The sequence below is a fragment of the Pseudofrankia coriaricola genome (assembly GCF_001854805.1).
Classification (GTDB): Bacteria; Actinomycetota; Actinomycetes; order Frankiales; family Frankiaceae; genus Pseudofrankia.
Genome location: NZ_MBLO01000114.1, coordinates 64,761 through 89,908 on the forward strand (window position 1 = coordinate 64,761; position 25,148 = coordinate 89,908).

Annotated in this window: 20 protein-coding genes; 13 read left to right on the top strand and 7 right to left on the bottom strand. The window is 71.8% G+C overall.

All coding sequences use genetic code 11. From position 1 onward, the window contains the following. Positions 1-133 precede the first annotated feature (133 nt). Positions 134-688 (bottom strand): NUDIX hydrolase, encoded by a 555-nt coding sequence (locus tag BCD48_RS17025; RefSeq protein ID WP_071049374.1) that lies wholly within the window; start codon positions 686-688, stop codon positions 134-136. Between the two features lie 105 nt (positions 689-793). Then, on the bottom strand, positions 794-1,705 hold the full coding sequence (locus BCD48_RS17030) for a TIGR03564 family F420-dependent LLM class oxidoreductase (protein ID WP_071049375.1): 912 nt from the start codon (positions 1,703-1,705) through the stop codon (positions 794-796). A gap of 139 nt (positions 1,706-1,844) precedes the next feature. Between BCD48_RS17030 and BCD48_RS17035 the strand changes: the two genes are divergently transcribed. After that, positions 1,845-2,759, top strand: coding sequence for a LysR family transcriptional regulator (locus BCD48_RS17035; RefSeq protein ID WP_071049376.1), 915 nt, complete (start codon positions 1,845-1,847; stop codon positions 2,757-2,759). A gap of 11 nt (positions 2,760-2,770) precedes the next feature. On the opposite strand, the gene BCD48_RS17040 is transcribed toward BCD48_RS17035, so the two are convergent. After that, a complete protein-coding gene (locus BCD48_RS17040) occupies positions 2,771-3,337 on the bottom strand; it encodes a TetR/AcrR family transcriptional regulator (protein WP_071049377.1) in 567 nt (188 codons plus the stop codon). Positions 3,338-3,440: 103 nt separating this feature from the next. Between BCD48_RS17040 and BCD48_RS17045 the strand changes: the two genes are divergently transcribed. From BCD48_RS17045 to BCD48_RS17055, 3 genes are all read left to right on the top strand, one after another. Then, positions 3,441-4,379, top strand: coding sequence for an SDR family NAD(P)-dependent oxidoreductase (locus tag BCD48_RS17045; protein ID WP_071049378.1), 939 nt, complete (start codon positions 3,441-3,443; stop codon positions 4,377-4,379). A 106-nt stretch (positions 4,380-4,485) separates the two neighbouring features. Beyond that, positions 4,486-4,923: a PPOX class F420-dependent oxidoreductase gene (locus tag BCD48_RS17050; RefSeq protein ID WP_241841794.1), complete on the top strand. Its 438-nt coding sequence runs from the start codon at positions 4,486-4,488 to the stop codon at positions 4,921-4,923. A gap of 69 nt (positions 4,924-4,992) precedes the next feature. Beyond that, entirely contained in the window at positions 4,993-5,994 is a 1,002-nt protein-coding gene (locus BCD48_RS17055; RefSeq protein ID WP_071049380.1) for an ABC transporter substrate-binding protein, read from the top strand. A gap of 54 nt (positions 5,995-6,048) precedes the next feature. Here BCD48_RS17055 and BCD48_RS17060 read toward each other — a convergent pair whose 3' ends face one another. Further along, positions 6,049-9,114: a helix-turn-helix transcriptional regulator gene (locus tag BCD48_RS17060; RefSeq protein ID WP_071049381.1), complete on the bottom strand. Its 3,066-nt coding sequence runs from the start codon at positions 9,112-9,114 to the stop codon at positions 6,049-6,051. Positions 9,115-9,257: 143 nt separating this feature from the next. Between BCD48_RS17060 and BCD48_RS49205 the strand changes: the two genes are divergently transcribed. Together BCD48_RS49205 and BCD48_RS17070 are read left to right on the top strand one after the other, a co-directional pair. Beyond that, positions 9,258-9,500 carry a hypothetical protein gene (locus BCD48_RS49205; RefSeq protein WP_071049457.1) on the top strand — a complete coding sequence of 81 codons (243 nt, stop codon included), beginning with the start codon at positions 9,258-9,260 and terminating at the stop codon, positions 9,498-9,500. Positions 9,501-9,764: 264 nt separating this feature from the next. Further along, positions 9,765-11,396 carry a serine/threonine-protein kinase gene (locus tag BCD48_RS17070; protein ID WP_241841795.1) on the top strand — a complete coding sequence of 544 codons (1,632 nt, stop codon included), beginning with the start codon at positions 9,765-9,767 and terminating at the stop codon, positions 11,394-11,396. Between the two features lie 427 nt (positions 11,397-11,823). On the opposite strand, the gene BCD48_RS17075 is transcribed toward BCD48_RS17070, so the two are convergent. Together BCD48_RS17075 and BCD48_RS52290 are read right to left on the bottom strand one after the other, a co-directional pair. Further along, positions 11,824-12,699, bottom strand: a complete 876-nt coding sequence (locus BCD48_RS17075) for an SAM-dependent methyltransferase (protein ID WP_083418771.1) — start codon at positions 12,697-12,699, stop codon at positions 11,824-11,826. A gap of 210 nt (positions 12,700-12,909) precedes the next feature. After that, entirely contained in the window at positions 12,910-13,359 is a 450-nt protein-coding gene (locus BCD48_RS52290) for a hypothetical protein (protein WP_071049383.1), read from the bottom strand. A gap of 85 nt (positions 13,360-13,444) precedes the next feature. On the opposite strand from BCD48_RS52290, the gene BCD48_RS17085 reads away from it, so the two are divergent. Together BCD48_RS17085 and BCD48_RS17090 are read left to right on the top strand one after the other, a co-directional pair. Further along, the gene (locus tag BCD48_RS17085) at positions 13,445-15,424 is read left to right on the top strand and encodes a type I restriction-modification system subunit M (protein WP_071049384.1); all 1,980 of its coding nucleotides are present in this window, start codon (positions 13,445-13,447) and stop codon (positions 15,422-15,424) included. A gap of 38 nt (positions 15,425-15,462) precedes the next feature. After that, a complete protein-coding gene (locus tag BCD48_RS17090; protein ID WP_071049385.1) occupies positions 15,463-16,704 on the top strand; it encodes a restriction endonuclease subunit S in 1,242 nt (413 codons plus the stop codon). A gap of 166 nt (positions 16,705-16,870) precedes the next feature. Here the strand turns inward: BCD48_RS17090 and BCD48_RS17095 are convergent, their stop codons facing one another. Then, a complete protein-coding gene (locus tag BCD48_RS17095) occupies positions 16,871-17,794 on the bottom strand; it encodes a hypothetical protein (protein WP_071049386.1) in 924 nt (307 codons plus the stop codon). A 1,208-nt stretch (positions 17,795-19,002) separates the two neighbouring features. Here BCD48_RS17095 and BCD48_RS17100 point away from each other — a divergent pair. From BCD48_RS17100 to BCD48_RS17120, 5 genes are read left to right on the top strand one after another with little or no spacing between them, the layout of a single operon-like run. Next, positions 19,003-20,010 carry a transglutaminase-like domain-containing protein gene (locus tag BCD48_RS17100; RefSeq protein ID WP_241841796.1) on the top strand — a complete coding sequence of 336 codons (1,008 nt, stop codon included), beginning with the start codon at positions 19,003-19,005 and terminating at the stop codon, positions 20,008-20,010. 11 nt (positions 20,011-20,021) lie between these two features. Then, the gene (locus BCD48_RS17105) at positions 20,022-21,131 is read left to right on the top strand and encodes a ferritin-like domain-containing protein (protein ID WP_071049387.1); all 1,110 of its coding nucleotides are present in this window, start codon (positions 20,022-20,024) and stop codon (positions 21,129-21,131) included. After that, positions 21,128-21,817, top strand: coding sequence for an SGNH/GDSL hydrolase family protein (locus BCD48_RS17110; protein ID WP_071049388.1), 690 nt, complete (start codon positions 21,128-21,130; stop codon positions 21,815-21,817). The genes BCD48_RS17105 and BCD48_RS17110 overlap by 4 nt, the downstream gene beginning before the upstream one ends. Then, a complete protein-coding gene (locus tag BCD48_RS17115) occupies positions 21,814-23,949 on the top strand; it encodes an iron-containing redox enzyme family protein (RefSeq protein ID WP_071049389.1) in 2,136 nt (711 codons plus the stop codon). The genes BCD48_RS17110 and BCD48_RS17115 overlap by 4 nt, the downstream gene beginning before the upstream one ends. Next, a complete protein-coding gene (locus tag BCD48_RS17120; RefSeq protein ID WP_071049390.1) occupies positions 23,946-25,097 on the top strand; it encodes an acyl-CoA dehydrogenase family protein in 1,152 nt (383 codons plus the stop codon). Before BCD48_RS17115 ends, BCD48_RS17120 begins: the two co-directional genes overlap by 4 nt. The last annotated feature ends 51 nt before the right edge of the window (positions 25,098-25,148 follow it).

A 25,148-nucleotide genomic window follows, 5' to 3' on the forward strand; every position in this document is an offset into this window, starting at 1 on the left:
ATGTCGCGCGCCGCGAGCGCCAATCGACGCCGCGCGGCGCTCCCGACGTCGCACAGCGCCCGCCGACGTTGCCCGCCAACGTCGCCCGCCGACGTCGCCTGACGTCCGTGGATCGGGTCAGCCGAATATCGGGTCAGGCGAGCAGAAGCCGCGTCCGCGTCAGGGTCTCGCGCAGGTTGTCCTCGGCGGCGAGGTCCAGTGCCTCGGGCAGGCTGAGCCAGCGCAGGGGAGTGGTCGGCTTCTCCGGGCTGGCCTCGTCGGGGGTGGCCGTGGCCAGGACGAAGCGAAGGTCCGCGTGCTCATGCGCGGGTTCGCGAGGCGTCCCGGGCACCGAGACCACGACCGCGTGCCGCAGCTCCCCGGTCGGCCAGGGGCGCAGATCCGCGAGGCCCGTCTCCTCGCGGCCCTCGCGCAGGACGACGCTCAGCGGGTCGCTCTCCCCGGGGTCGCCGTGGCCACCGACCTGCAGCCAGCTCCCCATCCTGTCGTGCCAGCGCAGCAGGACGCGCCCGGTCTCGGGATGCACGATCAGTGCCGACGCCGTGAGGTGCAGCGGAACGTCCCGCGACCACGGGTCGGGGGTGCTGGCGATCATCGCCCTGACCCTGGCGACGTCCTTCACCTCGGTCTCGCCAACGGGTAGGTAATCCGCGAGCAGGCCATCCGCGCTGTGGGGGGAGGAGCGCATACGAAGGGAGCCTAGAGGACACCGATCCCCGTACCCCGCCGGCGATCTTCGCGGCATTCGAGGGGTAACCGCCCGCCCCGAGGACCCTTTGCCCGGGCGAGCGGGTTACTCGGACGAGCGGGCCAGCGCGCCAACGACCTCGATCGTGCGGGCGCGGTCGGTGGCGCTGCCGCAGGCGATGATCTGGACCTCGGCCGCGCCGGCGTCGGCGAACTGTCGCAGCTGCCGTTCGACGTCGGCGGCGTCGCCGACGACGGCCGTGTCGGCCGGGCCGTCGAGGCCCTGGCGGTCGAAGATCGCGCGATAGCTGGGCAGGCCGCGTGCCGCGCCGAACGCGTCGTCGATCCAGCGCCGCGCCCCCTCCGGGTCGGCGGTGACGCAGACGCAGACCCCGGCCACCACCGCCGGGGCCGGGCGTCCCGCCGCCGCGGCGGCCCGGGCCAGGGTGGGCAGGAAGTAGCTCTCGAGGAGGCCGGGTCCGGCCCAGGTGGTCAGGGTCCCGTCGGCCGCCTCGCCCGCCAGCCGGAGCATGGCCGGGCCGAGCGCGGACAGCAGCACGGCCGGTTCCTTCGCGCCGGGCACCGCCACCGTCCCCTCGGCCGCCCAGTGCCGCCCCCGGTACGAGACCGGCTCGCCGCGCAGAGCGGGCGTCAGGACGCGCAGGTAGTCACGCAGGTTCGCGACCGGCTCGGCGAACGGGTGGCCGTACCGGGTCTCGATGATCGGAGCGGGCCCCGGCCCCACTCCGAGCACCAGCCGGTTCCCGGTCAGGGCCTGGACCGTCAGCGCCTGCGCGGCCAGCGCCACGGGGTGGCGCGGGTAGCTGCGGATGATCGAGGTGCCCAGGGTGGCGCCGGGCGCCGCCCGGCCGACCGCGGTCAGCAGGGTCAGCGGGTCCCAGCCGTCCCGCTCGCTCAGCCACAGCGAGCCGAATCCCGCCTCGGCCGCCCGCGCGGCGTCGTGCGCGAGGTCCCGCGCCGTCCGGTCACCGTCGTCGAGCCACAGCCCGATCCGCATGTGCTCCTCCGTCTTCCGTCTTCAGGCGTCGGGTCCCGCGCGTGCCAGGACCATCGCCAGTCAACGAGGCGCCGCGCGGCTGACCAAGGCCCGATTAGCCTGGGCAGCGATAACGAACGTTGATGGAGGGGGCGACGGCGTGGAGCTTCGTCAGCTTCGCTACTTCGTGACCGTCGCCGAGGAACTGCATTTCGCCCGGGCGGCCGAGAAGCTGCACGTCGTCCAGCCCGCGGTGAGCCAGCAGGTCGCCCGGCTCGAGCGTGAGCTGGGGGTGCGCCTGCTGGACCGCTCCTCCCGCCATGTCCGGCTCACAGCGGAGGGGGCGCGGCTGCTCGTCGAGGCCCGGTCTGTGCTCGCCGCGGCGGACCGGACGTCGGCCGTGGCCGCCGAGCTGGTCGCGGCCGGCAGGGCCACGATGCGGGTCAGCGCCAGCCCGGGTCTCGGCCCGCGGCTCGAGCGGGCGCTTCGTGAGCTGCGGGAGGCGGCGGGCCAGCGCGAGGTGGCGGTCGAGCTGGTCAGTGTGCGGATCCCGGACCAGGTGGCGGCGGTGGCGCGGGGCGAGGTCGACGTCGCGCTGGTGCGGGCCGCCCGCCCGAGCCCGGGCGTCCGGGTCGTGGAGCTGTGGCGCGAGCCGCTGCGGGTCGCGATGCCAGCCTGGCTCGAGACGGCACCCCGGCCCGCCGTGGACCTGGCCGCCCTGGCTGGCCTTCCGCTACGGATCCCGTCAGAAGCCTGTGACCCGTTCTTCCGGGCGTTCGTGCTCCGGGCGTGCCAGGTCGCCGGGTTCGAGCCCCGGCTGGGACGGCCGTCCGGCAGTGTCCAGGACACGCTGGTCGAGATCGGCGCCGCCCGCCCGGCGGCGACGGCGGAGGGACCGGGCGGTCCCACCTGGACGGTGCTGCACGGCGAGGCCGCGAAGGACCCGGCGGCCCAGCTCCGCTCGGTGGCCATCCGGCCGACCGACCCTCCGCTGGACGTCCCCGGCTGTCTCGTCGTCGCCGAGACAAAGACGCCGTCCTGCGTCGACGCCCTCGCCGCGGCCTTCGCCGCCTAGCGCGGGCCTGCTCAGGGACGGGCGCGCAGCGCGTCCATGAGGAGGTCGAGCAGGCGGCCGGCCTGTGCGCGGTCCTGTCGGTCGGCCGTCGCCAGCGACAGGCCGCTGAGGCTCATCAGAAGGTCGTCGGGCGTCACGTCCGAGCGCAGCGTCCCGGCCGACGAACCTGCTCGCAGCAACGTCGTCACGGCGCCGGTCAGCCGGTCGCGGCTGCGGGAGAAGGGATCGCCGCCGGAGGCGATGAGCGCGCGCAGGGCGTCGCCCATGCCGCGCTTCGTGCTCATGTAGTCGATGAAGTGATCCATCCAGACCCGTAGAGCCTGATCGGGCGACATCGTGGCCAGCAGGTCGTCGACGGAGTCGCACAGCCGGTCGAGCTCGTTGCGGTACGCCGCGTCGACGAGTGCCTCGCGCGTCGGGAAGTGGCGGTAGAGCGTGCCGATACCCACGCCCGCCTCCTTCGCGATCGTCTCGAGCGCGATGTCCGGACCGTCCTGCGAGAAGGCTCGGACAGCGACCTCGAGCAGCCGCTCCCGATTGCGCCGCGCGTCGGCACGCAGCGGCCGTGTGGTGGCCATCACACCTCCCGCGCGGGAAAGATTCGGAGGTTCCTCCGGTTACTGTTCGACGAGCCGGAGGTTCCTCCGGTTGAGCCTACCGAGCATCGAGAGGGAACGCGTCATGACCGATCGGATCATTACCCCGTTCACCGCCGAGTCGACGGCCGCCGAGGTGATCGACGGCATCGACCTCTCCGGCCGCCGGGCCGTCGTCACGGGCGGCGCCTCGGGCATCGGCATCGAGACGGCGCGCGCCCTGGCCGGCGCCGGCGCGGAGGTGACCCTGGCCGTCCGCAACGTCGAGGCGGGCGACCGCACCGCCGCCGACCTCATCGCCAGCACCGGCAACAAGCAGGTCCTCGTCGCTGCCCTCGACCTCGCTGACCAGGCATCGGTCGCGGCGTTCGTCGCCCAGTGGGACGGCCCGCTGGACATCCTGGTCAACAACGCCGGCATCATGGCCCCGCCACTCCTGCGGACTCCCGAAGGCTGGGAGCTGCAGTTCGCCACGAACCACCTTGGCCACTTCGCCCTCGCCACCGGGCTGCACGGCGCGCTGGCCGCCGCCGGTGGTGCCCGGATCGTGTCGGTCAGCTCTAGCGCACACCACCGCTCGCCGGTCGTCTTCGACGACATCCACTTCGAGCGCCGCGAGTACGAGCCGTGGTCTGCCTATGGGCAGTCCAAGACCGCCAACGTGCTGTTCGCCGTCGAGGCCAGCAAGCGGTGGGCTGGTGACGGGATCACTGTCAACGCGCTGATGCCCGGCGGCATCCGGACCAACCTGCAGCGCTACGTGTCCGAGGAGGACCTGGAGCGTCTGCGAGCCGCCGCGGGCGGGGCCGACCTCAAGTGGAAGACCCCCGAGCAGGGCGCCGCCACGTCGATCCTCGTCGCGACGTCACCCCTGCTCGACGGCATCGGCGGACGCTACTTCGAGGACTGCGGCGAGGCCGAGGTCGGCACCCTCAGCGCCCGCAGCGGCGTCGCGCCGTACGCCCTCGACCCCGAGGCCGCCGCGCGCCTGTGGGACGTCACTGTCACGACGCTGGCCGGCTGACAGGGTCTAGGCTTTCCCCCGCGGAGCGCCGGCAACGGCCCGTCAGGCCCGGTGTCGATGGGCCGGGCCTGGGCAGAACCATGCCGCACCGTGACATGAGTGGGCGGTGACACGGAGGGAGGACCTGGCCGTGGCGAAGCCCCCGTTGCCAGAGAAGGTCAGCGAACTGCTGGTGAAGCCGAATCCGAGCGTGATGACGACCATGCGACCGGATGGTCAGCCGGTTTCGGTGGCCACCTGGTACCTGTGGGAGGACGGCCGGGTGCTGGTCAACCTGGACGAAGGCCGCAAACGGCTCGAGTACCTGAGGTCCGACCCCCGGGTGTCGCTCACCGTGCTCAAGGCGGACGACTGGTACACGCACGTCAGCCTGCAGGGCCAGGTGGTGGAGCTGAAGGACGATCCGGACCTGGTCGACATCGACCGGATCGCCACGCACTACACCGGCCAGCCATACCCCGACCGGGTCCGCGGGCGGGTGAGCGCGTGGATCGAGGTGGTGACCTGGCATGGCTGGGTGTCCGGCAGAAAGATGGCCACCTGATCCTTGCCTGGCCACCCGGCGCTGGCCACCGAGTACTGGCCACCGGGTACTGACCGCGATTGCTGACTGATGGCGGCGGTGCGGGCGGTGCTGGTGACGGCGATGTCCGGGCCCCTGGCCGAGTACGGCCGGGCCGGCGCGGCCGCCCTCGCCCTCTGGGCAGAGGAGTTCGCCGGGCCGGACCGGGTGTCTCTCGAGGTGGTTGACGCCCATCCGGATGCGCGCGCGGCGGCCCGCCGTGCCGAAGGCCTGCACCCGGACCTGTTCTTCGGTCCGTACGGGAGCCGCTCGGCCGCCGTCGCCGCCGCCGCCACCCGTCGGCTCGTCTGGAACCACGGTGGCGCCCTGGTTCCGCCACGGAACAACGTGGTGAGCATCCTCGCCCCGGCGGACACGTACTTCGCCGGCACGGTGGAGATGATCCGTCGGGATTTCCCCGGCATCCGGACGGTCGGCGTGCTGCACGGCCCCACTGGATTCGCGCGCGGCGTCGCCGCCGGCGCGGTGGCGCGGGTGGAACGGCACGGCCTCGACGTCCGCCCGGCGGTCCTGCCCGCCGCGCCTCCGCGCGCCGGCGCACTGTTGGTGGCGGCTCGTTTCGACGAGGAGCTCGCGGTCGCCCGCACGGTGGACCGTGCGGGGTGGCGGGTGCTCGGTTTCGTCGCGGCCGGTGTGCGGGAGGTGCTCGCCGAGCTGGGTGACGCGCGGGAGGGCCTCGTGGGCCCGGCGCAGTGGCTGCCCGAGGCCGCGCCCGAGCCGGACGAGGGGCCCACCGCGGCGTCGTTCGTCGCCGCCTACCGGGCCCGCACCGGCTCTGAACCGCCGTACCCGGCCGCGCAGGCGTTCGCCGCGGGCCTCGTCGCCCTGCGCTGCCTGCGGGCGTCGGGTACCGCCGGTGACGACGCTCTGCGGGCGGCGGCCCAGCGCCTGACATGCACGACGCTGTTTGGCCCGTTCCGCGTCGACGCCTCCGGACGGCAGCTCGGGCACCAGGTGCTGACGGTGCAGTGGCAGAACGGGCGACGGGTGGTCGTCTGGCCACCGGAACGAGCGAACGCCTCGCCACGCTGACCCAGTCCCCACATCGATACGCGCCGGCAGGGCGGGGAACACGTGGGCTGGCCGTCAGCGGGAGTGCTGTCCGTCTGTATCCGCCCGGGGCTGGAGGACGGCACCGAGCTGGGCCCGGGAGGAGACATCGAGCTTGCTGAAGATGTGGGTGAGGTGTCGTTCGACGGTTCGGGTGGACAGGAACAGCTCCGTCGCGATCTGGCTGTTGGTCCGGCCGGCGGCGGCCAGGGCGGCGATGGTGCGTTCCCGTGGGCTGAGGGCGTCGTCGTGCGTCCCCTGGCCGGATGCGCCCTGGGATGCGCCGCGCTGAGGCGTGGCCCCGGATCCGGTCCGGACGCCAAGTCTGCGCAGCTCGCGGGCCGCCTCGTCGCGGTAGCGCAGCGCTCCGTAGAGCTCGAGCTCGGTGCGGGCCCGCTCCAGAAGGTCGACGGTGCCTTCCCCGTCGGCGGTCCCACGGACGTTGGTTCCTCCGGGGGTCCCGTCGCCCGCGGTCTTGCGGCCGGCGGCGGCCAGGGCGCGTCCGGCCAGCAGCCGGGCGCGGGCGGCGTACAGCCGGGCGGAGATACGGTCGGCGGCGGCGGCGGAGACGAGCGCGGCCGACGCGGCGGCCTGGTATTTCCCCTGGGCGAGCAGGAGGTGCGCGCGTGCGCTTTCGGTCTCGGCGCGCGGCAGGCTGAACGGCGCGACGCCCGGCAAGGCGGCGTCGAGGCGTGCGATCCACTCCTGCGCGGCTGACAGGCGGCCGCGCTCGGTGTCGGCGCGGGCGAGCAGGTGCCAGGCGCGGCAGCGGTTGGCCCAGGGCAGGCGTTCGGCGTCGGGTCCGCCCGCGGCGTCGAGGACGACGGCGACGCAGCGGGCCGGCCGGCCGGCCTCCAGCTCCGCCTCGCCCAGGATCCAGGCATCGACGGCGGCGAGCATGGTGTGCGGGTTGCGCCGGGTGATCGCGCGGCTCTCCTGCCCGCTGGCCAGCGCGAGGTCCAGATCGCCGCGTGCCGTTGCCACCCAGGTGCGGGCCTGCAGCGCGAAGGCGATCAGGTTGTCGTGGCCGCCGAGCCGGGCGCTGTCGACAGCTTCCTCGGCCGACTGCGCGGCCTCGCTCAGCCGGCCGAGCAGGCGCAGCGCACCGCACTTCATGATGATCGTCTGTACCATGTACTGTCCCTGCCCGGTCGCGCGGGCAAGCGCCACGCCGCGGTCCGCGTGTCGGACGGCCTGCTCGAACTGTTCGAGGTTGAGCCCGGCCCCGGCCAGGTGAAAGGTGATGTCCAGGCGTCCAGCCACCTCGGCGTCGCTCATCGTGTCCGCGAGTGTCGCGGCTGTGCGCAGCGTGTCGTCGGCGAGTTCCGCGGTGCCCATGCCGAACTCGCTGAAGGCGACGAGCGTGAGCGCGGAGGCCTCGATGGCCTGGTCGCCGACGTGACGGGCGACCGCCGCGGCCTCGGCCGCCCAGCGTCGCTCCGCGGGCCAGTCCAGGCTCCAATGAGCGTCCGCGGCAAGTTCGATCATGAGGGTCGCCGCCTCCGCCGAGCGCCGGTCCGCCAGCGCGTCGAGGGCGAGTCGCAGCCGTCGGCGCGCCTGGTCGTGCAGGCCCAGCACGGTCTCCACCGCCGCGCAGAACGCCTGCAGGCGAGCCGCCATCCCCACCTCTCCCGCCGGGAGGTGGGCAAGGGCCAGTTCAAGCGCGCGGTGGCTGTCCTGGAACTGCCCGGCCGCGCCCAGCGAGGTCGCCAGCGCCACGAGCAGATCAAGCCGTGTCCGGGTATCAGCCGGACCCACGGGCAGCAGCCGCAGCGCCGCGTCGAAGCGGCGGGCGGCGACCAGCGGGGCCTGGCTGGCCACCGCGTGACCGGCGGCGGTGAGCGCGGCCACGGCCTCGAGATCACCGGGCTGCGCGCAGGCCTGGACATGATGAGCGAGCTCCACGGCCGCCGCGCCCCGGGCGCGCAGCGCGTCGGCGAGGCGGCGGTGCGCCTCGATCCGCCACCCCGGCCCGGCCGACTCGTACACGGCGCGGCGGACCAGCGGGTGGCGGAAGGCGAAGCGGCGCGGCACGTCGGTCTGCGTGACCAGCCCGACGCTCGCCAGCTGGTCGACCAGGCTGAGGGCGTCCGAGTCGGCCATCCCGGCGGCGAGCGCCGCGAGTTGGATGTCGAACGGTTCGCCGGCGACCGCCGCGCCGTGCACGAGGGTGCGCGCCGCGTCGGGCAGGGTGGCGATCTCCTGTCCGATCGCGGCGATGACAGCAGCGGGCACCGCGCCCGCGGAGGTGCCGCCGGAGACAACAGCGCCTCCTGAGACGACAGTGCCTCCTGAGACGATGCCGCCACGGACGGCGGTCCCGCCGGAGCTGGCGGTCCCATCGCGGTCGGCGGCCCGCGCCAGCTCCAGCAGGTAGAAGGGGTTGCCCCCGGACTCGGTATAGAGGTGCTCGAAGGTTCCGCGGCGCACCGCCGCACCGGCGAGCAGCTCCGCGTCGGCTCGCCGCAGCGGGCCGAGCTCGATCGTCTCGACGTGCCCCGAGAGGTGCCCGCGGTCGAACGCGGCCCGGAGTCGATCCGGCAGGTGCGCCGGCCGGTAGCCGACCGCGATCAACACCGATCCGGTCGGGGGGTGCGCCAGCAGGTAGGTCAGCAGCTCGCCCGACGCGGTGTCGCTCCAGTGCACGTCGTCCAGCACGAGGACCAGGGGTGCCGGTTCAGCCAGCAGGCTCAGCAGCGCGCGGACCGCCCGGTGAATCCGGTACCGCTCGGCGGGCAGGGTGAGCACCGGTCCATCGGCCCGGTGTTCCAGCGCCGGAAAGACGGTTCCGAGATGGGCGAGGACGGCGGGAGCCAGCCGTTGCAGCGCGCGATCATCGAGCCCGGCGAGATAGTCGTCCAACGCATCCACGAAGACGGCGAACGCCAGGTCGTCGTCGAACTCCGCGGCGGCCCCCTCCACGACGAGGAAACCCCGCCGGTCAGCGCGACGGGTCGCCTCGGCGAGCAGCCGCGACTTGCCGATCCCCGGTTCGCCGACGACCCGCACGAACGCGGACCGGCGGGAAGCCCGCGCCGCGGTGAGTCCCCCCAGGACGGCGTCGATGGTGGCGAGCCCACCGTCGCGGCCTACCAGCCGCATAGCCACCTGTCCAGAATAGTGGGCGGATTCCCCGACGATGGCGGACGTCCGCCGCGAACGTGACGGACCGTCCCCCATCCGTGCGGGCATCTGGCGGAGGTCCCCGATGCCGCGACCTCCTACCGGTGCACATGATCGTCGGTATGGCCACCTTCCGGCTCAGCCACCGGCACACCCCGCGGGAGTGCCCGGCGGCGTTCGCCTGCTGGCGCGGCTTCCCGAGTCCGCTGCGCCACCACCCGACCACCGGAAGCTGTCATCTCGACGACCACCAGCTCTGGTGGGACGTCGAGGCAGACGACGCCGACGCGGCGCTCGCCCTTCTGCCTCCCTTTGTCGCGGCTCGCACCACGGCAAGCCCCATCGGAGACGTGCGCATCCCATGAACCCATCCCAGCTTCCTCGGGCCCGTCCGCCGGCTGCCGGACCTTCACTCCAGGCACTTCCAGTCCTCCAGGCTCTCCAGCCGCCGGCGCCGGTGTCGTCGAGGTGTGCCTCGTTCCGCGGAGGCCGGACCGGATGCCAGGTGACCGATGTCCAGTGATGGTGACGGCGACGGTGCGGGCGTGGCGGCAGGGGAACCAGAAATGATCGTGATGCCTGGCGAGCACCGCGTTCCGTTGCGGCCGTTGCGGTCCACGGATCCCCCGATGCTGGGACGCCACCGGCTCGTCGGCCGGCTGGGCAGTGGCGGAATGGGGGTCGTCTACCAGGCCGAAGGCCCGCGAGGCCGGGTCGCGCTCAAAATGATCCGCGCCGAGCTGGTCGACGACCCCGACTACCGAGTGCGGTTCCAGCGCGAGATCCAGGCATGTTTCCGGGTCGAGAGCGCCCACACGGCCCGACTGGTCGATTTCGAGCTGGATAGCGACCGGCCGTGGCTGGCGACCGAGTTCATCGACGCCACGGACCTGGAACGGTGGGTGCGTACCCACGGTCCGCTGCCCGATGCCGCCCAGCGGACCCTGGCCGCGGGGCTCGCCGAGGCGCTCGCGGCCATTCACGCGGTCGGGCTGGTGCACCGCGACCTCAAGCCGTCCAACGTGTTGTGGACGGCCGACGGCCCCCAGGTCATCGACTTCGGGATCGCGGCGGCGGCCGACGCCCGTCCGTTGACCGCGACCGGCCAGTTCATCGGTACCCCCGCCTGGTTCTCCCCCGAGCAGGCGGCTGGCGGCGAGGCCACCACCGCCACGGACGTGTTCGGCTGGGGCGCACTGGTCTGCTTCGCCGCTTCCGGACGGCCGCCGTTCGGCGGCGGCCGGGCCGAGGTGGTCCTGGACCGCGTCCGGTCCGCCGAGCCCGACGTCGACTATGACCAGGTCGCGGCGCCGCTGCGAGCCCTCGTCCGCCGCGCGCTGGCCCGCGAGCCGGCATCGCGACCGACGGCCGAGGCGTTGCGCGACGAGCTCGCCGACCTCGTCGGCGGAGCCGTGGCGTTGACGGCTCCCCACGACGGTCCGACGACCGAGGTCACCCGGGTGCTGCCGCCTGACCTGATGGTTCCCGGCGGATCGACTCCGCCGCCGGCCTGGCCCCGATCTCCGACCCCGGTGCCGACCCCGATGCCGGTGGTGCGGCGGCGTCGGTGGCCGTATGCGGCGGCGGGGGCGCTGGCCCTCACGGTCACGGTGATCGTGGCCGGATCCCTCGCGGGCGGAGGGGACGGCGGCGGCCAGGATGTGAGCAGCACGGCACCAGGATCGACACCATCCGCGACACCGTCGACCGCGCAGACCACGACGCCGAGCCCGGCACCGACCACGCTGACATCCTCCTACCGGGCGGACGCGCCGTGGCGGATCGTCATCCGCAACACGGTCGAGAAGGCCGATCACGGCTGTGTGGTAACGCTGCGTGATGTCGACGCCGACGGCAAGGAAATCGGAAACGCGACGGACCTGTACGGAATGTGGACCTTCCAGATTTCGACCAGTGGCAATTTCCAGTGGGAGGTGAACGACCCCGGTTGCCTGGTGATGGCGATCGCGGGCACAGGTGCGGTCACGCTGCCCTTCACCCAGCCGGCGAACGAGGGCGACACCGCCGCCTTCGCCGCCCCGGCCCGGGTGGCCGTGGAGGTCGTGGACTTCAACGGCACCGGGGACTGTTCCCCCACGCTGCACGACGCCACCAACGGCGAGGAGCTGGATACCCGTGCGGTCCGGCACGGCGACGGCGCCGGCCCGGTGGTCCTGGACCCGAAGGGACGCACACAGGTGTACCTCAACGACAAGAGTGATCACGCCTGCGCCATGCGGGTATCCGCGGCTTCGGGGTGACCGGCGGTCGTTTTGCCGTCTGGACACGTCGCCGGCGACCCTCGATCTCTGTGGCCGAGCCCAAACCGGCTCACTCGTCGATCGACGACCTGAGGTGATGCCCAGGGCTGCGCGAAGGTCGCCTAGCGTAGTGATCGATTACTTTGGGTGGCTAGGAACTGGAGTGCCCGGTTGCGGTCTCCGGCGATGTATTCGAGGGTCTCCTTGATCTTTGTGGCGCTGTGGAGGCGAAGGAGGGCGCGGCGCCAGCGAGTGTGGCGACGACCGCGACAGCGAGTACGAAATAGAGGTCGTACATCTTTCCGCGGGCTGCGCGGAAATCTTTCACCGGGCGCAGCATCTCGAGAAGTCTGCTGGTCTTGTTCTCACCGGTCTGGTGGCGGGACGCGGCGAGGATGCCTTCCAAAGCGGGTCGATGTGTTCGGGCCTATGGTTTGCGGGCTACTCCGGCGTAGGCGAGGCGCCCGCCTTCTTCCGCCTCCGGGCTGTCCACGACGGTTGCGTCGGGACGCCACCGGTGTAGCGGGGTCACGCCGGGGTCGACGACGTCGAGGCCGTCGAAGAACCGCAGGATCTCGTCGTGGGTGCGCGGATGGACCGGAATGTTCTGTGCGCGGTAAATGTCGACGGTCTTGGCGACCTGGTCCGGGCTGAAGTCGGTGGTGAGATAGGTGACGGTCAAGTAGCTACCCGACGGCAGGGCGTCGATCAACTGGCGAACGATGCCTTCGGGGTCGGCCTGCTCGGGGATGAACGGCAGGAGCGCACCGAGAGACAGCCCTATCGGACGGGTCAGGTCTAGCGTCTCCAACAGTTCCGGCGCTGTCAAGATGCGCTGGGGGTCGCGGAAGTCGGCGTCGAGGTACGCGGTTGCGCCCTCGGGACGGCTGGTCAGCAATGCCCGGGCGTGGGCCAGCACGATCGGGTCGTTGTCGACGTAGACCAGCCGCGAGGTCGGCGCGACCACTTGGGCGACTTCGTGCAGGTTCGGGCTGGTCGGTATTCCGGTGCCGATGTCGAGGAACTGGCGCAGGCCGGCCTCGGCGGCTAGATACCGGATCGCTCGGACCAGGAACGCCCGGTTCTGCACGGCCCCGTGGACGACCTCGGGCATGGTCGTGCGTACCTGCTCGGCCGCCTGCCGATCAGCTGGGAAATTGTCCTTGCCGCCGAGGTAGTAGTCGTACATCCGGGCGGAATGGGCCACGTCCGTCTTCAGGTCCACTGGCGTTAGTGGCCCATCGACCGCCGACTTCGGCCATTGCGTGAGCCCCGCCTCCCAGGCGCCACCGTCCGCGACCACTACTAACCCCCTGTAGTCTCATGACCTGTCATGAGGCAGCTTAATTCACCCAGATCATCCCGCGGCTACGGCATGCGGTCCGCCCGGATCGTCCTGCCCGACCGACTTCACGAGGAACGCCGGCGGTCGATGCCAGCGCTGGTCGTGGCCGTGTCGCGATTGGCACCCGGCTGACAGAGGACCCGTCGCCCGTGACCGGCGTGATCGGCCTCAGTGAGGCCCGACACAGGCGAGCAAGGTAAGGTCGCCGCCCCAACCGGAGACGTCTCCCTCCATGGCATGCGGCACCGGCCAGCAACAGTACGCCTGACACCATCGACTGCACCGGGTCGTCGATTGCACCGGGTCGTCGATGAGCAGGAAGCCGAACGGGCTGTCGGCGGTCCGCGCCCGCGGCGGGAACAGCGAGAGCGCGAGGGAGTGCTGTTCGCCCTGGCTCATGACGGCCAGCGCCGGGGCCCGCTCGTCGTCGACGGAGACGTCCATGACGAGCCTGCGGACGTTGGCCTTCTCGCTGCCGTCGAGGCGGACCTCATTCAGGCTGACGTTGCTCTCCTGCCGCGGCTGTTCCCAGATCGCCTGGGCCTGGCCGCCGAAGGCGTCCATCCGCTGGCGACGCTCGCCCGGCTGAGCAATACCGTGATCGACCAGACGCTGCACGGGCTGACCGCCGGGATCCTGGCTCCCGGTCGGCAGGCTCCGGGCCAGCCCACGCCGCCGCGGGACGAAGGAACGAGGAGACGCTGTGAGCACGGTACCCAGTCACTCCCGGACCGCCGCCGACATCTGGTCGGTGGCCGACCTGCTGCGCGGCGACTACAAGCGGCACGAGTACGGCGGCGTCATTCTGCCGTTCACGCTGATGCGCCGCCTGGACGCCGTCATGGCCGAGAGCCGGCAGCCCGTGCGCGACAAGGACGCCTCGCTAGCCAACCAAAACAAGCACCCCCTTCTGGTGAGCGCTGCTGGGCGGCAGTTCTACAACGTGTCCAAGCAGGATTTCTCGACGATCGCCTCCGACTCCACCAACCAGGCAGTGGTGGCGAAGAACCTTCGGGACTACGTGAACGGCTTCTCGCCGAACGTGCGCGCCGTCCTGGAGGCCTTTGGTCTGGATAACCAGATCGGCAGGCTGGCAGGCTCCAAGCTGCTCTGCCAGGTCATCGGTCGGTTCACGAAGATGGACCTCGGCGGCCTGTCCAGCCACGACATGGGCTACGTCTTCGAGCACCTGATCCGCAAGTTCGCGGAGGACTCGAACGAGACCACCGGTGAGCACTTCACCCCGCGTGAGGTCATCGAGCTGATGGTCAACCTGCTGGTTGCCCCGGACGCGGACACCGTCGCCGTGCCGGGCCAGGTGATCAACGTTTTCGACCCGGCCTGCGGGACCGGCGGCATGCTGACCGCCGCCGCGGACCATCTGCGGAACATGAACCCGGGCGCCAACGTGTTCCTCAACGGCCAGGAGGTCAACCCCGAGTCGTGGGCGATATGCCAGTCGGAGATGCTGCTGCGCGGCCAGCGCGGCGACATCGCGCTCGGCAACTCCTTCAGCCAGGACAGGTTCGCCGGCAAGCGGTTCGACTACATGCTCGCCAACCCGCCGTTCGGCGTGGAGTGGAAGAAGGTCAAGGACGAGGTCGAGCAGGAGGCCGAGCTGGGCCACGCCGGCCGGTTCGGTGCCGACCTGCCGCGGATCAACGACGGGTCGTTCCTCTTCCTGCAGCACATGATCTCGAAGATGGAGCGGGTCGAGGGCAAGGGCGCGCGGCTCGCGATCGTCTTCAACGGCTCGCCGCTGTTCACCGGCGCCGCCGAGTCCGGCGAGTCGAACATCCGCCGCTGGATCCTGGAGAACGACTGGCTGGAGGGCATCGTCGCCCTGCCCGACCAGCTCTTCTACAACACGGGCATCTCCACCTACTTCTGGATCCTGTCGAACCGCAAGGCGCCCGTGCTGCGGAACAAGGTGATCCTGCTCGACGCCCGCGACCAGTGGGCGAAGATGCGCAAGTCCCTGGGGGACAAGCGCAAGCTCATCAGCGATGCCCAGATCAAGCACATCACGAGGCTCTACGAGCGGTCCGTCGACGTCGCCGTCAGCCCGGACGACCCCGACCACGGCAAGGTGAAGATCTTTGCGACGCGGGACTTCGGCTACCACCGCGTCACGGTGGAGCGGCCGCTCAAGCAGCGCTTCGAGATCACCGAGGACACCCTGCTCGCCCTGGCCGAGGCGAAGGCCCTCGCCCGATGGGACGGCAGGGAGAGCCTGGTCGAGGCCCTGCGCGGCGCGGTCGGCTCGGTCTGGTGGAGCAAGGATGAGGCGACCGCCGCGCTGCTCGGCATCGCCATGGGCGCAGGCGCCAGCCTGCCCGGCACGGCGGCGCTGCTCAAGGCCGTGTGGTCCGCCGTCGCGGTCTCCGACCCCGAGGGCGAGGTCCAGCGCGACAGGAGCGGGAGCCCGCTGCCCGACCCGGACCTGCGCGACTACGAGAACGTGCCCCTCGACGAGGACATCGAGGCCTACTTCGTCCGTGAGGTCACTCCCCATGTCGCCGACGCGTGGATCGACCGCGAGAAGACCAAGGTCGGCTACGAGATCCCCTTCACCCGCCACTTCTACGTCTACACGCCGCCCAGGCCGCTGGCCGAGATCGACGCCGAGCTCCGCGACCTCGAGGCCCAGATCCAGAAGCTCCTGGGCGAGGTCACGGCGTGAGCGGTCCTCCTGCCTGGAGGTCGACGCGCGTCTATCGCGTGGCGACCGTCAATGCCCGGATCGGCTGGAAGGCGTTGACGGCGAGCGAGTACCAGCCGGACGGCTATGTCTTCCTCTCGACCCCGAACATCAAGTCCGGATCCATCGACTTCGAGAACGTCAACTACATCAGCGAGTTTCGGTACGAGGAGTCCCCGGAGCTGAAGCTGGCGGTCGGCGACGTCCTGCTCGCGAAGGACGGGAACACGCTCGGGATCACCAACGTCGTCCGCGAGCTGCCGAGACCGGCCACGGTGAACGGTTCCATCGCGGTCCTTCGGCCGTTCGGTGTCGGCTCGCGGTTCCTGCGTTACTCCCTGGCCAGCAGCCCGACCCAGAGCCTCATCGAGGAGCTCAAGGGGGGCATGGGCGTTCCGCATCTGTTCCAGTGGGACATCAACCGTCTCCCGGTCCCGCTGCCGCCACCCGACGAGCAGCGCCGTATCGCCGACTTCCTCGACGCCGAGACCGGTCGGATCGACAGAATGATCGGGCTTCACAGGTCCCAGCTCGGCCTGGTCGCCTCGCGGACGCGCGCGCATCTTCATCAGCTGGCCGAGGACCTGAGCCGGGAGCACGGCGTGGTGAAGGTCCGGCATGTGCTTCGGAAGATCGAGCAGGGATGGTCGCCGCTGTGCGAGGAGCGCCCGGTGGAGGGAGAGGAGTGGGGCGTCGTCAAGGCGGGCTGTGTGAACGGGGGCGCCTTCGACGCGAGCCAGCACAAGTCCCTCCCGGCCGGCATCCCACCGGACCCGCGTTTTCGCCTCGCGCCCGGCGACCTTCTCATGTCGCGCGCCAGCGGGTCGGTCGAGCTGATCGGGAGCATCGCCGTCCTGCCGGAGGACCTGCCTCCCAGGCTCCTGCTGTGCGACAAGATCTATCGGCTCCGGATGGATCGCACCCGCATGGCTCACGAGTTCGTCGCGTTCATGCTTACGACGCATCGGGTGCGCGAGCTGATCAGGATTGGGATATCCGGCGCCGATGGCATGGCGAACAACCTGCCGACGGCGACCGTCACCAACCTCCCGCTGCCAGATGTTCCCCTGGCGAAACAGGACGCCGTCATCCGCGAGCTGGCGGCTCGCCGCGGTATGGCGCAGGAGTCCGCGCGCGCCCTGACGCAGCAGATCAACCTCCTGGCGGAACGCCGACAGGCGCTCATCACCGCGGCCGTGACCGGCCAGATCGATGTGACAACCGCGCGTGGGCTGGTGCCAGATCAAAGGAATGCCGCATGACGCCGGGGGCGCACACCATTCGGTAGGCGAGTCCAACGCCTGGCGCCAGGCCGTCGACCGGAAACCGATCACCTTCACGACGCCGTCCTCCACCTCACCGCCGCGGCCCCCTGAGCCGCTCCGGACAGACGGCCGCCCGTCTCGGCGCCGCTGAACCGCGCGAGGATCATGGGCGGCTCGCGAGATCGTCGAGGACGACGGGCAGGGATGCCTCGCACTCGGTGTCGTGGGGGGCGGGCGGTCTGGTCGGGGCGGGCAGGATCGCCAGGCGGGCGCGCAGCAGGAACGCCGCCGCGGTGTAGAGCGCCTCGTCCTCCTCGTCCTCCTCCTCGTCCTCCTCGTCGAAGAGGTCCTCGTCGTCGGACGGGCCGAACAGGTCCTCCTCGCCGTCGAACGGGCCGAACGGGCTGTCGTCCTCCAGGTCGAGGCCGGCGGGATGGACGGCCTCCCCGTCGAGGTCCAGCTCGAGTTCCACGCGGTCATGGTCGGCCCGCGCGGTGAGCGCGTTCTCGGTTCGCCAACGGAAGTCCTCGGCGGTCAACGGCGTGGTGCGCAGCTCGATGCCGTCGGCGCGCGCGTCGGCGCGGATCTCGTCGAGGACACCGTCGATCTCGTCGGCGTCCATCGTGGCGATGTCGATCGCGGCGCCGCAGTCGTCGGGGTCGGCGCTGAGCAGGAACGCGTGCGCCCGGCCGGCCCGCTCGAAGACGCCGGTCAGGACGACCACGTCGGTCGGTTTCTCATCGGTGAGCAGCTGGAACCGCGTCGCGGTCAGCGGCTCGGCCAGGTCACCGGCCCAGCGGGGCAGGTGGGTCCCGGCGGCGGCGAGCCGGTCCGCGGTCGCGCCGAGGGCTTCGCGGACAGGACCGGGCGCGACGGCGCGCAGCGCGAGGGTCACCGCGAGGGCCTGCCTGCTCGGCTTGCGGGCGAAGCGCGGCAGGACCTTCTCGACGACGGTCCGCAGAAGCTCGCCGTCCGTCTGCTCGTCGACCGAGGCGAAGATCGCGCCGAGCATCTCGGCCTCAAGCGGGTCGTCGGTGCGCAGCAGGCTCCTTCCCGAAGTCAGAAGCTGGTCGCCAAGCTGGCGCACCCGGTTCTGCTCCTCCCGGCAGGCCGCGCAGCGGCAGCCTCCGGGTCGCTCCGGCTGGTGCGTCTCCTGGTGCGCACGGACCGCCGGCGACCTTGACGGCCCGGTGCGCTTCCGGGTGCGGCTCATAGATCCAGTGTGCCCGTTGCGGGCGGCCACCAGTCACCGGGCGCGGCCCGGGCAGGTGGGAGACGAGTGCCGCAGTATCCGGTCAGGAACATGGCAGATCGAACTCAGCCGAAGATGCCGGAGAAATGGTTCTCCGTCCGCTGGTCGGACGGTGCGCTGAAGTTCTTCGCCGTCCGGTCGGACCACACCATCAGCCCCGAGCGCCGGCCGGTCCCGTCGTCGGCGGATCAATCACGGCTTGGAGGTGCCGGGACGTCATGGTATGACTGCAATTAGTAGCCAGTTGCAGCTCGGCCTTGAGTGATCATGACGAGCGGCCTGGAAGCAGGATCTTTACCGTCTTGAGGCAGTGCGTTCCCCCGTCCTTCGGCCCCGACGCGGCTGGCCCTCAGGTGGTTCACCGGTCGGTACGGCGTGCGGACAGTCATGCCGGCGGCACTCGGACAAGGCGGTACCGCACTGGAGTCATCCTGATCAACTCCACGTCACCCCTCGCGGCCGACCGGGCGCAGCCGTGGTTGGTCATAGTTGTGGGCGTCGATCGTTATCCGCCCAGTACATTCCCGGCCGCCCCTGACCGTCGGCAGGATCATGGAAATCGAACGGCTGATTGGAGATAGGTATTCTCCTTGCCGCCCGACGTGATCCCGTGATTCGCTTCCACCCGTTCCATCGACAACCGGGGCTTCCGAACTCATTCTCGTCTTGTTACCGACACTGTTGTTGACAGGATTCCTGGTGAGTGCTCCTCGGCGGGCGATGGGCGCGGGCGTCCGTCAGTGGGCACTTCTCGCCCTTCGAACTCGTGTAGCCGAACAACTACGCAAATGTGCGGACCGGTGGCTTTTCCGCCACCGCGACGGGCCCTGACGCCTGGCCGGTCGTGGCGGGCCGGAGGAAACGGCTCGCGCCGACGGGCGTCGGCAGAGTGGCCACCGCCCCGCACTTCCGTCCTGCCTCCGCCCGGAGCGGCGCGCACTCGGGCCGCTCGGCGTCACACCGCTCGCCACCACCGGCAAGGTCGCCACCAGGCAGCCGTGGACCTCCACCAGCAGACCGTGAAGGACGCCCTATGAGTCCCTGTGAGTAGGCAGACCCTCGAGGACCTGGGCCGCGGCCGCGCCGGTCAACCGGATCCCGGGTGGCGGCGCGCGCGGCTCGGTTTCGAGCCGACCCCGCCCGACCTGGCCGTCTTCGACACCACCCTCGCCGCCGCGGCCACCGTGCTGTGCGCCGACGAGGCCGCGGTGGCCGCGCTCGGCCTTCCCCAGGTCGGTGGCCTGCTGGACTTCACGGACGTCGCCAACGCGGCGCTGCACTCCGGGACGGGCACCACACTGCCGGAAATGGCCAGGCGGCTGCTCATGCGGTTCGCGGCCGGCGAGCCCGACCGGTGGTACGCGCCTCTGGACTGGACGGTGGCGGTCCACCAGCCGCCCACCGGCGAGACCCTCCAGATGGCGGTGCCGGATCTGGACGCCGAGGGCGTGGAGCTCCTGGACGACCCGGCCGCCGACCAGCCGCGACCGGTCGTCCCGGATGGGCATCAGGCCGATCCGTACCAGGTGCGGGTCCGGCTGACCGGTGAGCGGTACGACGTCACCGACCGCCGGATCCACGCCGCGTTCGACGACGTTCTCGCGGCGCTCCACGGCGGCGCGGTGCACTACCAGGCGATCGCCGAGCCGCTGCGCGCCGACCACCGGCGGTCCTGGGAACTGGGTGTCGCCGACTGCGTCGTGGCCGGGAGGGTGCTCGCCGACCGGCTGCGGGCCGAGGGATTCCAGGCCAGGGCGCGCCGCGGCTTCCTGCTCGGCCTCATCGGCAACGACCACGGCTGGTGCGAGGTTCACCTCGACGGCCAGTGGCGCCCGTTGGACCCCGTGTTCGCCTACCTCGCGGCCGAGCACGGTCGGGACAGCGCGGCGAGGTTCGAGACGGCCTGCCGCGGCGGCCGTTTCAACCGGGTGCTGCCGTGCGCGGTGGCCGAGTCGGCCGCGCTGTTCCTGTCGCCAGACGGCTCGCCCGCCCCGGCCTGGGCCGTCGCCGCCGTGTCCTCACGCCTGCGGCGCGCCGCCGCGCGGGCCTGAGGAGAATGGTCATGGAGCCGGACACGATGGCGCGGCTGGCCGGGAACTGGGCCGTTCCGCTGGGTGGGGACGCGCTGTTCACCTGGGACTACAGCGCCGGCACCGAGCAGATGCTGGACCTGTACTCCCGCGGCAAACAGCGTCAGTGGGACGCCGAGCTGCGGCTGGACTGGAGCCACGACGTCGACCCGGACAACCCGCTCGGCCTGTCCGACGAGTTCGTCTGGATCGCCGGCTCGCCGGTGTGGGAGCGCCTGCCGGACGCGGAGCGGGTGACCGTCCGCCGGCACCTGGCTGGCTGGCTCTACTCACAGTTCCTGCACGGTGAGCAGGGCGCCCTGGTGTGCTCGGCGAAGGTCGTCCAGTCGGCGCCGGACATCGCCTCGAAGTTCTACGGCGCCACCCAGGTGATGGACGAGGCCAGGCACGTCGAGGCGTTCCAGCGCATGCTGCAGACCAAGATCAAGGTTGAGTATCCGATCTCGACGGCCCTGGGCGGCCTGCTCGAGACCATCATCGGGGACGGCCGGTGGGACATCACCTACCTCGGCATGCAGGTGATGATCGAGGGCCTCGCGCTGGCGTCGTTCAGCATCCAGCGCGACCGGATGCGCGATCCGCTGGCGCGGGCGCTCAACGCCTACGTGCTGCAGGACGAGGCGCGTCATGTCGCGTTCGGGCGGCTGGCGCTGCGTGACTACTACGGCCAGCTCAGCGCCGCCGAACTACGTGAGCGCGAGGACTTCGCGGCCGAGACGTGCTGGGTGCTCAAGGACCGGTTCACTGGCGAGGAGATGTGGCGCAACCTCGACCACGGCGCCGAGGAATGCATCGCGGCGGCCAACCGCTCGCCGGCCCAGCGGGAGTTCCGGCGCCGGCTGTTCAGCCGGATCGTCCCGACGCTGAAGGACATCAACCTGTTCGGTCCCAGGATGCGGGAGACCCTGCGCGCGCTGGGCGTGCTCGGGTTCGGCAAGGTGGACGGGGCGGAGCTCTCCGCCGAGGACGAGCGGATCGCCGACGAGATCGCCGAGGCGGAGCTCGCCGCCCGGCGGCGGGAGGTCTCCTCGGCCGTCGCCCGCGGTGCCGGCCCCGCTGACGACGGCGAGGCCGCGGAATGACCGAGCCGACCGAGGCCACCGACCCGTACGTCACCCCCACCGAGGCCGGCGTGCAGGTGCTGGCGGGCGCGCCGTGGAAGCGGATCGCCGTGATCGGCGACAGCATCTCCGCCGGAGTGCGCGAGGTCGTTCCCGGCTACCAGGACCTGTCCTGGGTGGACCGGATCAGCGCCGTGCTGCGCCGGATCCACCCCGACTTCGACGAGATACGGCTAGCCCGGCGCGACGTGACGCTGGCCGAGATCCGCCGGGCGCAGCTGCCGCCCGCCCTGGACTTCGCGCCCGACCTGGTGTTCCTCTCGGGCGGGGGCAACGACTTCATCAGGCCGGGCTTCGACCCGGTCGTCGCCCGCGCCGAGCTCACCGAGATCGTCTCCGGGGTCCGGGGGAGCGGTGCCGACATCCTCACCATCGGCATGCTCGACATCAGCCGGGCGGGCGTCGTCTCGGAGCGATTCGCGGGACCGATCGGCGAGGCGACGAGGATCCTCACCCGGATCACCCGCGAGGTGTCCCAGGAGCACGGCGCGATCTTCGTCTCGTTCACCGACCATCCGCTCTGCGCCGACCCGGGTCTCTACTGCGGCGACAAGCTGCACCTCAACTGCCGCGGCCAGGCCTTCGAGGCCACCGAGAAGATGTGCGCGCTCGCCGCCCACCTGGCCGCGAGGAGCCAGGTCTCATGATCGACCCGACGACGTCGCTGCCGCCCGGGCCGCTCGAGTGCGGCCCGGCCGCCGCCGCGCAGGCGGCCGCGCTGGTCGCCGGGCCGCCGGGCGCGCTCTACCGGGTGCTGCTGGTCGAGCAGGAGTCCGAGGCGGCGCTGGTGGCCGCCCGCCGGGTGCTCGCCGCGTTCCTGCCGGATGGCGCGGGCCTGGACCGGGATCGGGTGCTCGCCGAGCTGGCCGACGCCCGCGCCGCGATCGCGACGGCCGCCGCGCGGCTGCGCGCCGCGTCGGCGGAGACCCTGGCCGCCGTGCTGCGCGAGCGGGCCCCGCTCGCGCTGATCGAGGGCTGCTGGCTCGACGCCGTGTCGCAGCCGGCGACCCAGCCCGCCGTGATCGTCAACCGGCTGCTCGCCGAGCGACTGGAGATCCTGGGCCATGGCGTCGCCGAACACACCCTGGCCCAGCGCCGCCGCCGGCTGCTGGACGACCACGGCGTGCTGCTCCCCGGCCTGACGTCTCCCGACTTCCTGGCCGGGGCGCGGGCCCGGCCGCTCACCGCGGTGACAGGCGCCTTCTACCTGGCGCTGTCCCGGCTGCCGGCCACCTTCCTGCCGGAGGTGGTCGGCGCGCACTGCGCCTTCCGCGCACTGGGCACCGACACCGGCCTGTCCGGGATGAACGGCCCCGGGTACGACCCCGCGCCGCTGCTGTCGGAGTACCTGGCGCTCACCGAGCGGGCACCCACGGGCCCGGCCGACAGGGCCCGGCTGCTCGCGGCCATCCAGCTCGTCGTGGGCCTGGAACGCGCGCACGTCGCCATGCTCGCCGAGCTCGCCGGCTGGCACGAGAGCCTCTCGCTCGACGACCGCATGGCGCTGATCGTCGCCAGGCACGCGCCGTACGCCGGCCGCCAGCACGACAACGTGCAAATCTCCGGTGTAGCGCTGCGCGATCTGCTCGCCGGCCCGGACTTCGACGCCGCGGCGCTCGTCCACCGCCTCCGCTCCGCCAGCCAGCTGAGACCGTCGCCGTCCGGCGGTTGCCGCTTCACCAGGGCGATCAGGTTCGGCGGACCGATGTTCGGGATCTTCGACGAGGTCGAGGCGCGCACGATCACGCGGTGGGCGTCGGCCGTTGCCAGCGGCGACGAACCACGCGCCACGCTCGCTCCCTGTACCGCGGGGGACGACGAGGCCGCCGCCTGGCGGCGCGCGCTCGTGGCCGCCGCTCCCGGCGACGTCGTCGTCGCCGAGCCGGCGGTTCTCGACGAACGCCGGTTCCTTTACCGCCTGGTCAACGTCGAGCGGTTCCCGGGCGTGCTGGCCGCGGCCAGGACCCGCGTCGAGCGGGTGCTCGCCCAGGCCGAGGCGCTGTTCGAGCTGGGCGCCGCCGGGCGCTACACCGACGCCACCTGGTTCGACTACAGCCCCGTGGCGCTGCGGCGACGGATGGACACCATCTACTGGACGAAGCTCGTCGAGCCGTTCCGGCCGCTGACCGACATCCCACCGCGGGACGAGGTGATCAACAACCAGAAGCGGTTCGCGCTGGGCAACCTCGTCGACGGCGCCTGCACACACCGGATCGGCGCTACCGGCCGTGACCGGCCTGGCGACGCCGCGCTGTTCGCGATCTACGCCGACGAGATGGGCCGCGGAGACGTCGCCAAGAACCACATCACGCTGATCCACCAGGCCCTGGCCAGCATGGACATCCAGCTGCCGCACCTGCGCGCGCGGGAGTTCCTCACCCAGACCGAGCTGCCGGACCTGGGCTACCCCTACGCCACCTACCAGCTCAGCCTGGCGCTGTTCCCGGACTCCCACTACGAGGAGATCCTCGGCTACCACCTCGGCCTCGAGATGTTCGGCCTCGGCGAGCTACGGCTGCACGAGGTGCAGAAGCTGCGCCACCACCGTATGGACACCGCCTACGAGTCGGTGCACCTGTCGATCGACAACGTCTCGGCGGGCCACAGCCGCCAGGCGGCCGACCTGATAGTCGACCACCTCGACCACGTCGGCCGCGCCGCCGGTCCGGCCGCCGTCGAGCCAGCGTGGCGGCGGGTGTGGCGCGGCTACGCCTCGTTCGCGCTCTTCGTCGAGCCGCGGCTGGCCCGGCGCCTGCTCGCGGGGCGGGGGGCGCCGTGAGCCTGGACGCGGAACTGGTGGCGCTGCCGTTCTACGAGCAGCGGCACCGAGAGCTGGCCGAGTCGCTGCGCGGGTTCTGCGACACCCACCCGGAGCTCGTGGTGACGGCCCGCGCCGACGCGCCGGAGAAGTACGCCGCCCGCGTCCTGCGTGCGCTGGGGGCCGCGGGGCTGCTCGACCCCGCCGACCTGCGCAGCCTGTGCCTCATCAGGGAGGCTCTTGCCTACACCGAGGACCTGGCCGACTTCGCGTTCTCCATCCAGGTCCTCGCCGCCTGGCCGATCCGGCGCCATGGCACCGACGAGCAGCGGCGGCGCTGGCTTCCCGGGATGGCGCGCGGCGAGCTGGCCGGTGCGTTCGCGCTGTCCGAGGAGCAGGCCGGCTCGGACGTCGGGGCACTCGCCCTGCGCGCCGTGCCCGAGGGCGACGGGTATGTCCTGGACGGGCACAAGACGTGGATCGCCGGCGCCGCGGGAGCCGACGTCTTCTGCGTGGTGGCCCGCACCGGCGAGGGCCCGGCCGCGCTGGGCCTGACCGCCCTGCTCGTGCCGGCCGGCACACGGGGGCTGCGGATCGAGCCGATCGACCTGGTCGCGCCGCGTGACATCGCCCGGTTGGAGTTCGACGGCTGCCGGGTCCCGGCCGACGCGGTGCTGGGCGCCCGTGGCGGCGGGTTCGTCGTGGCCATGGAACTGCTCGAACGGTTCCGCCTCACCGTCGGCGCCGCGGCGCTCGGCTTCGCGCGCCGGGCCGCCGACGCCGCCCTGGTGAGGGCCCGGCAGCGGGCGGCGTACGGCGGGCGGCTGTTCGACCTGCCGACGGTGAAGGCCACCTTCGGCGACATCGAGGTAAGGCTCAACGCCGCCGCGCTCCTGGTGGCCAGGGCCGCCTGGGAGGCCGACCGGGGCGCCCCGCTGGCGAGGCACTCCAGCATCGCGAAGCTGTACGCCACCGAGGCCGCCCAGCAGGTCGTGGACGCCGCGGTGCAGGTGTACGGCGCGGCGGGGCTGGTGCGCGACAGCCTGCCCGAACGGCTGTACCGGCAGATCCGGTCGCTACGGATCTACGAGGGCGCCTCCGAGGTGCTGCGGCTAGCCGTCGCCGACGCGCTGGGGCCGCGCGGCCGGGACGGTGCGCTCGCCCGATGACACCGCCGGACCGTCCGGACCGCTACCCACCCTGCCCACACCGCTCCCTGC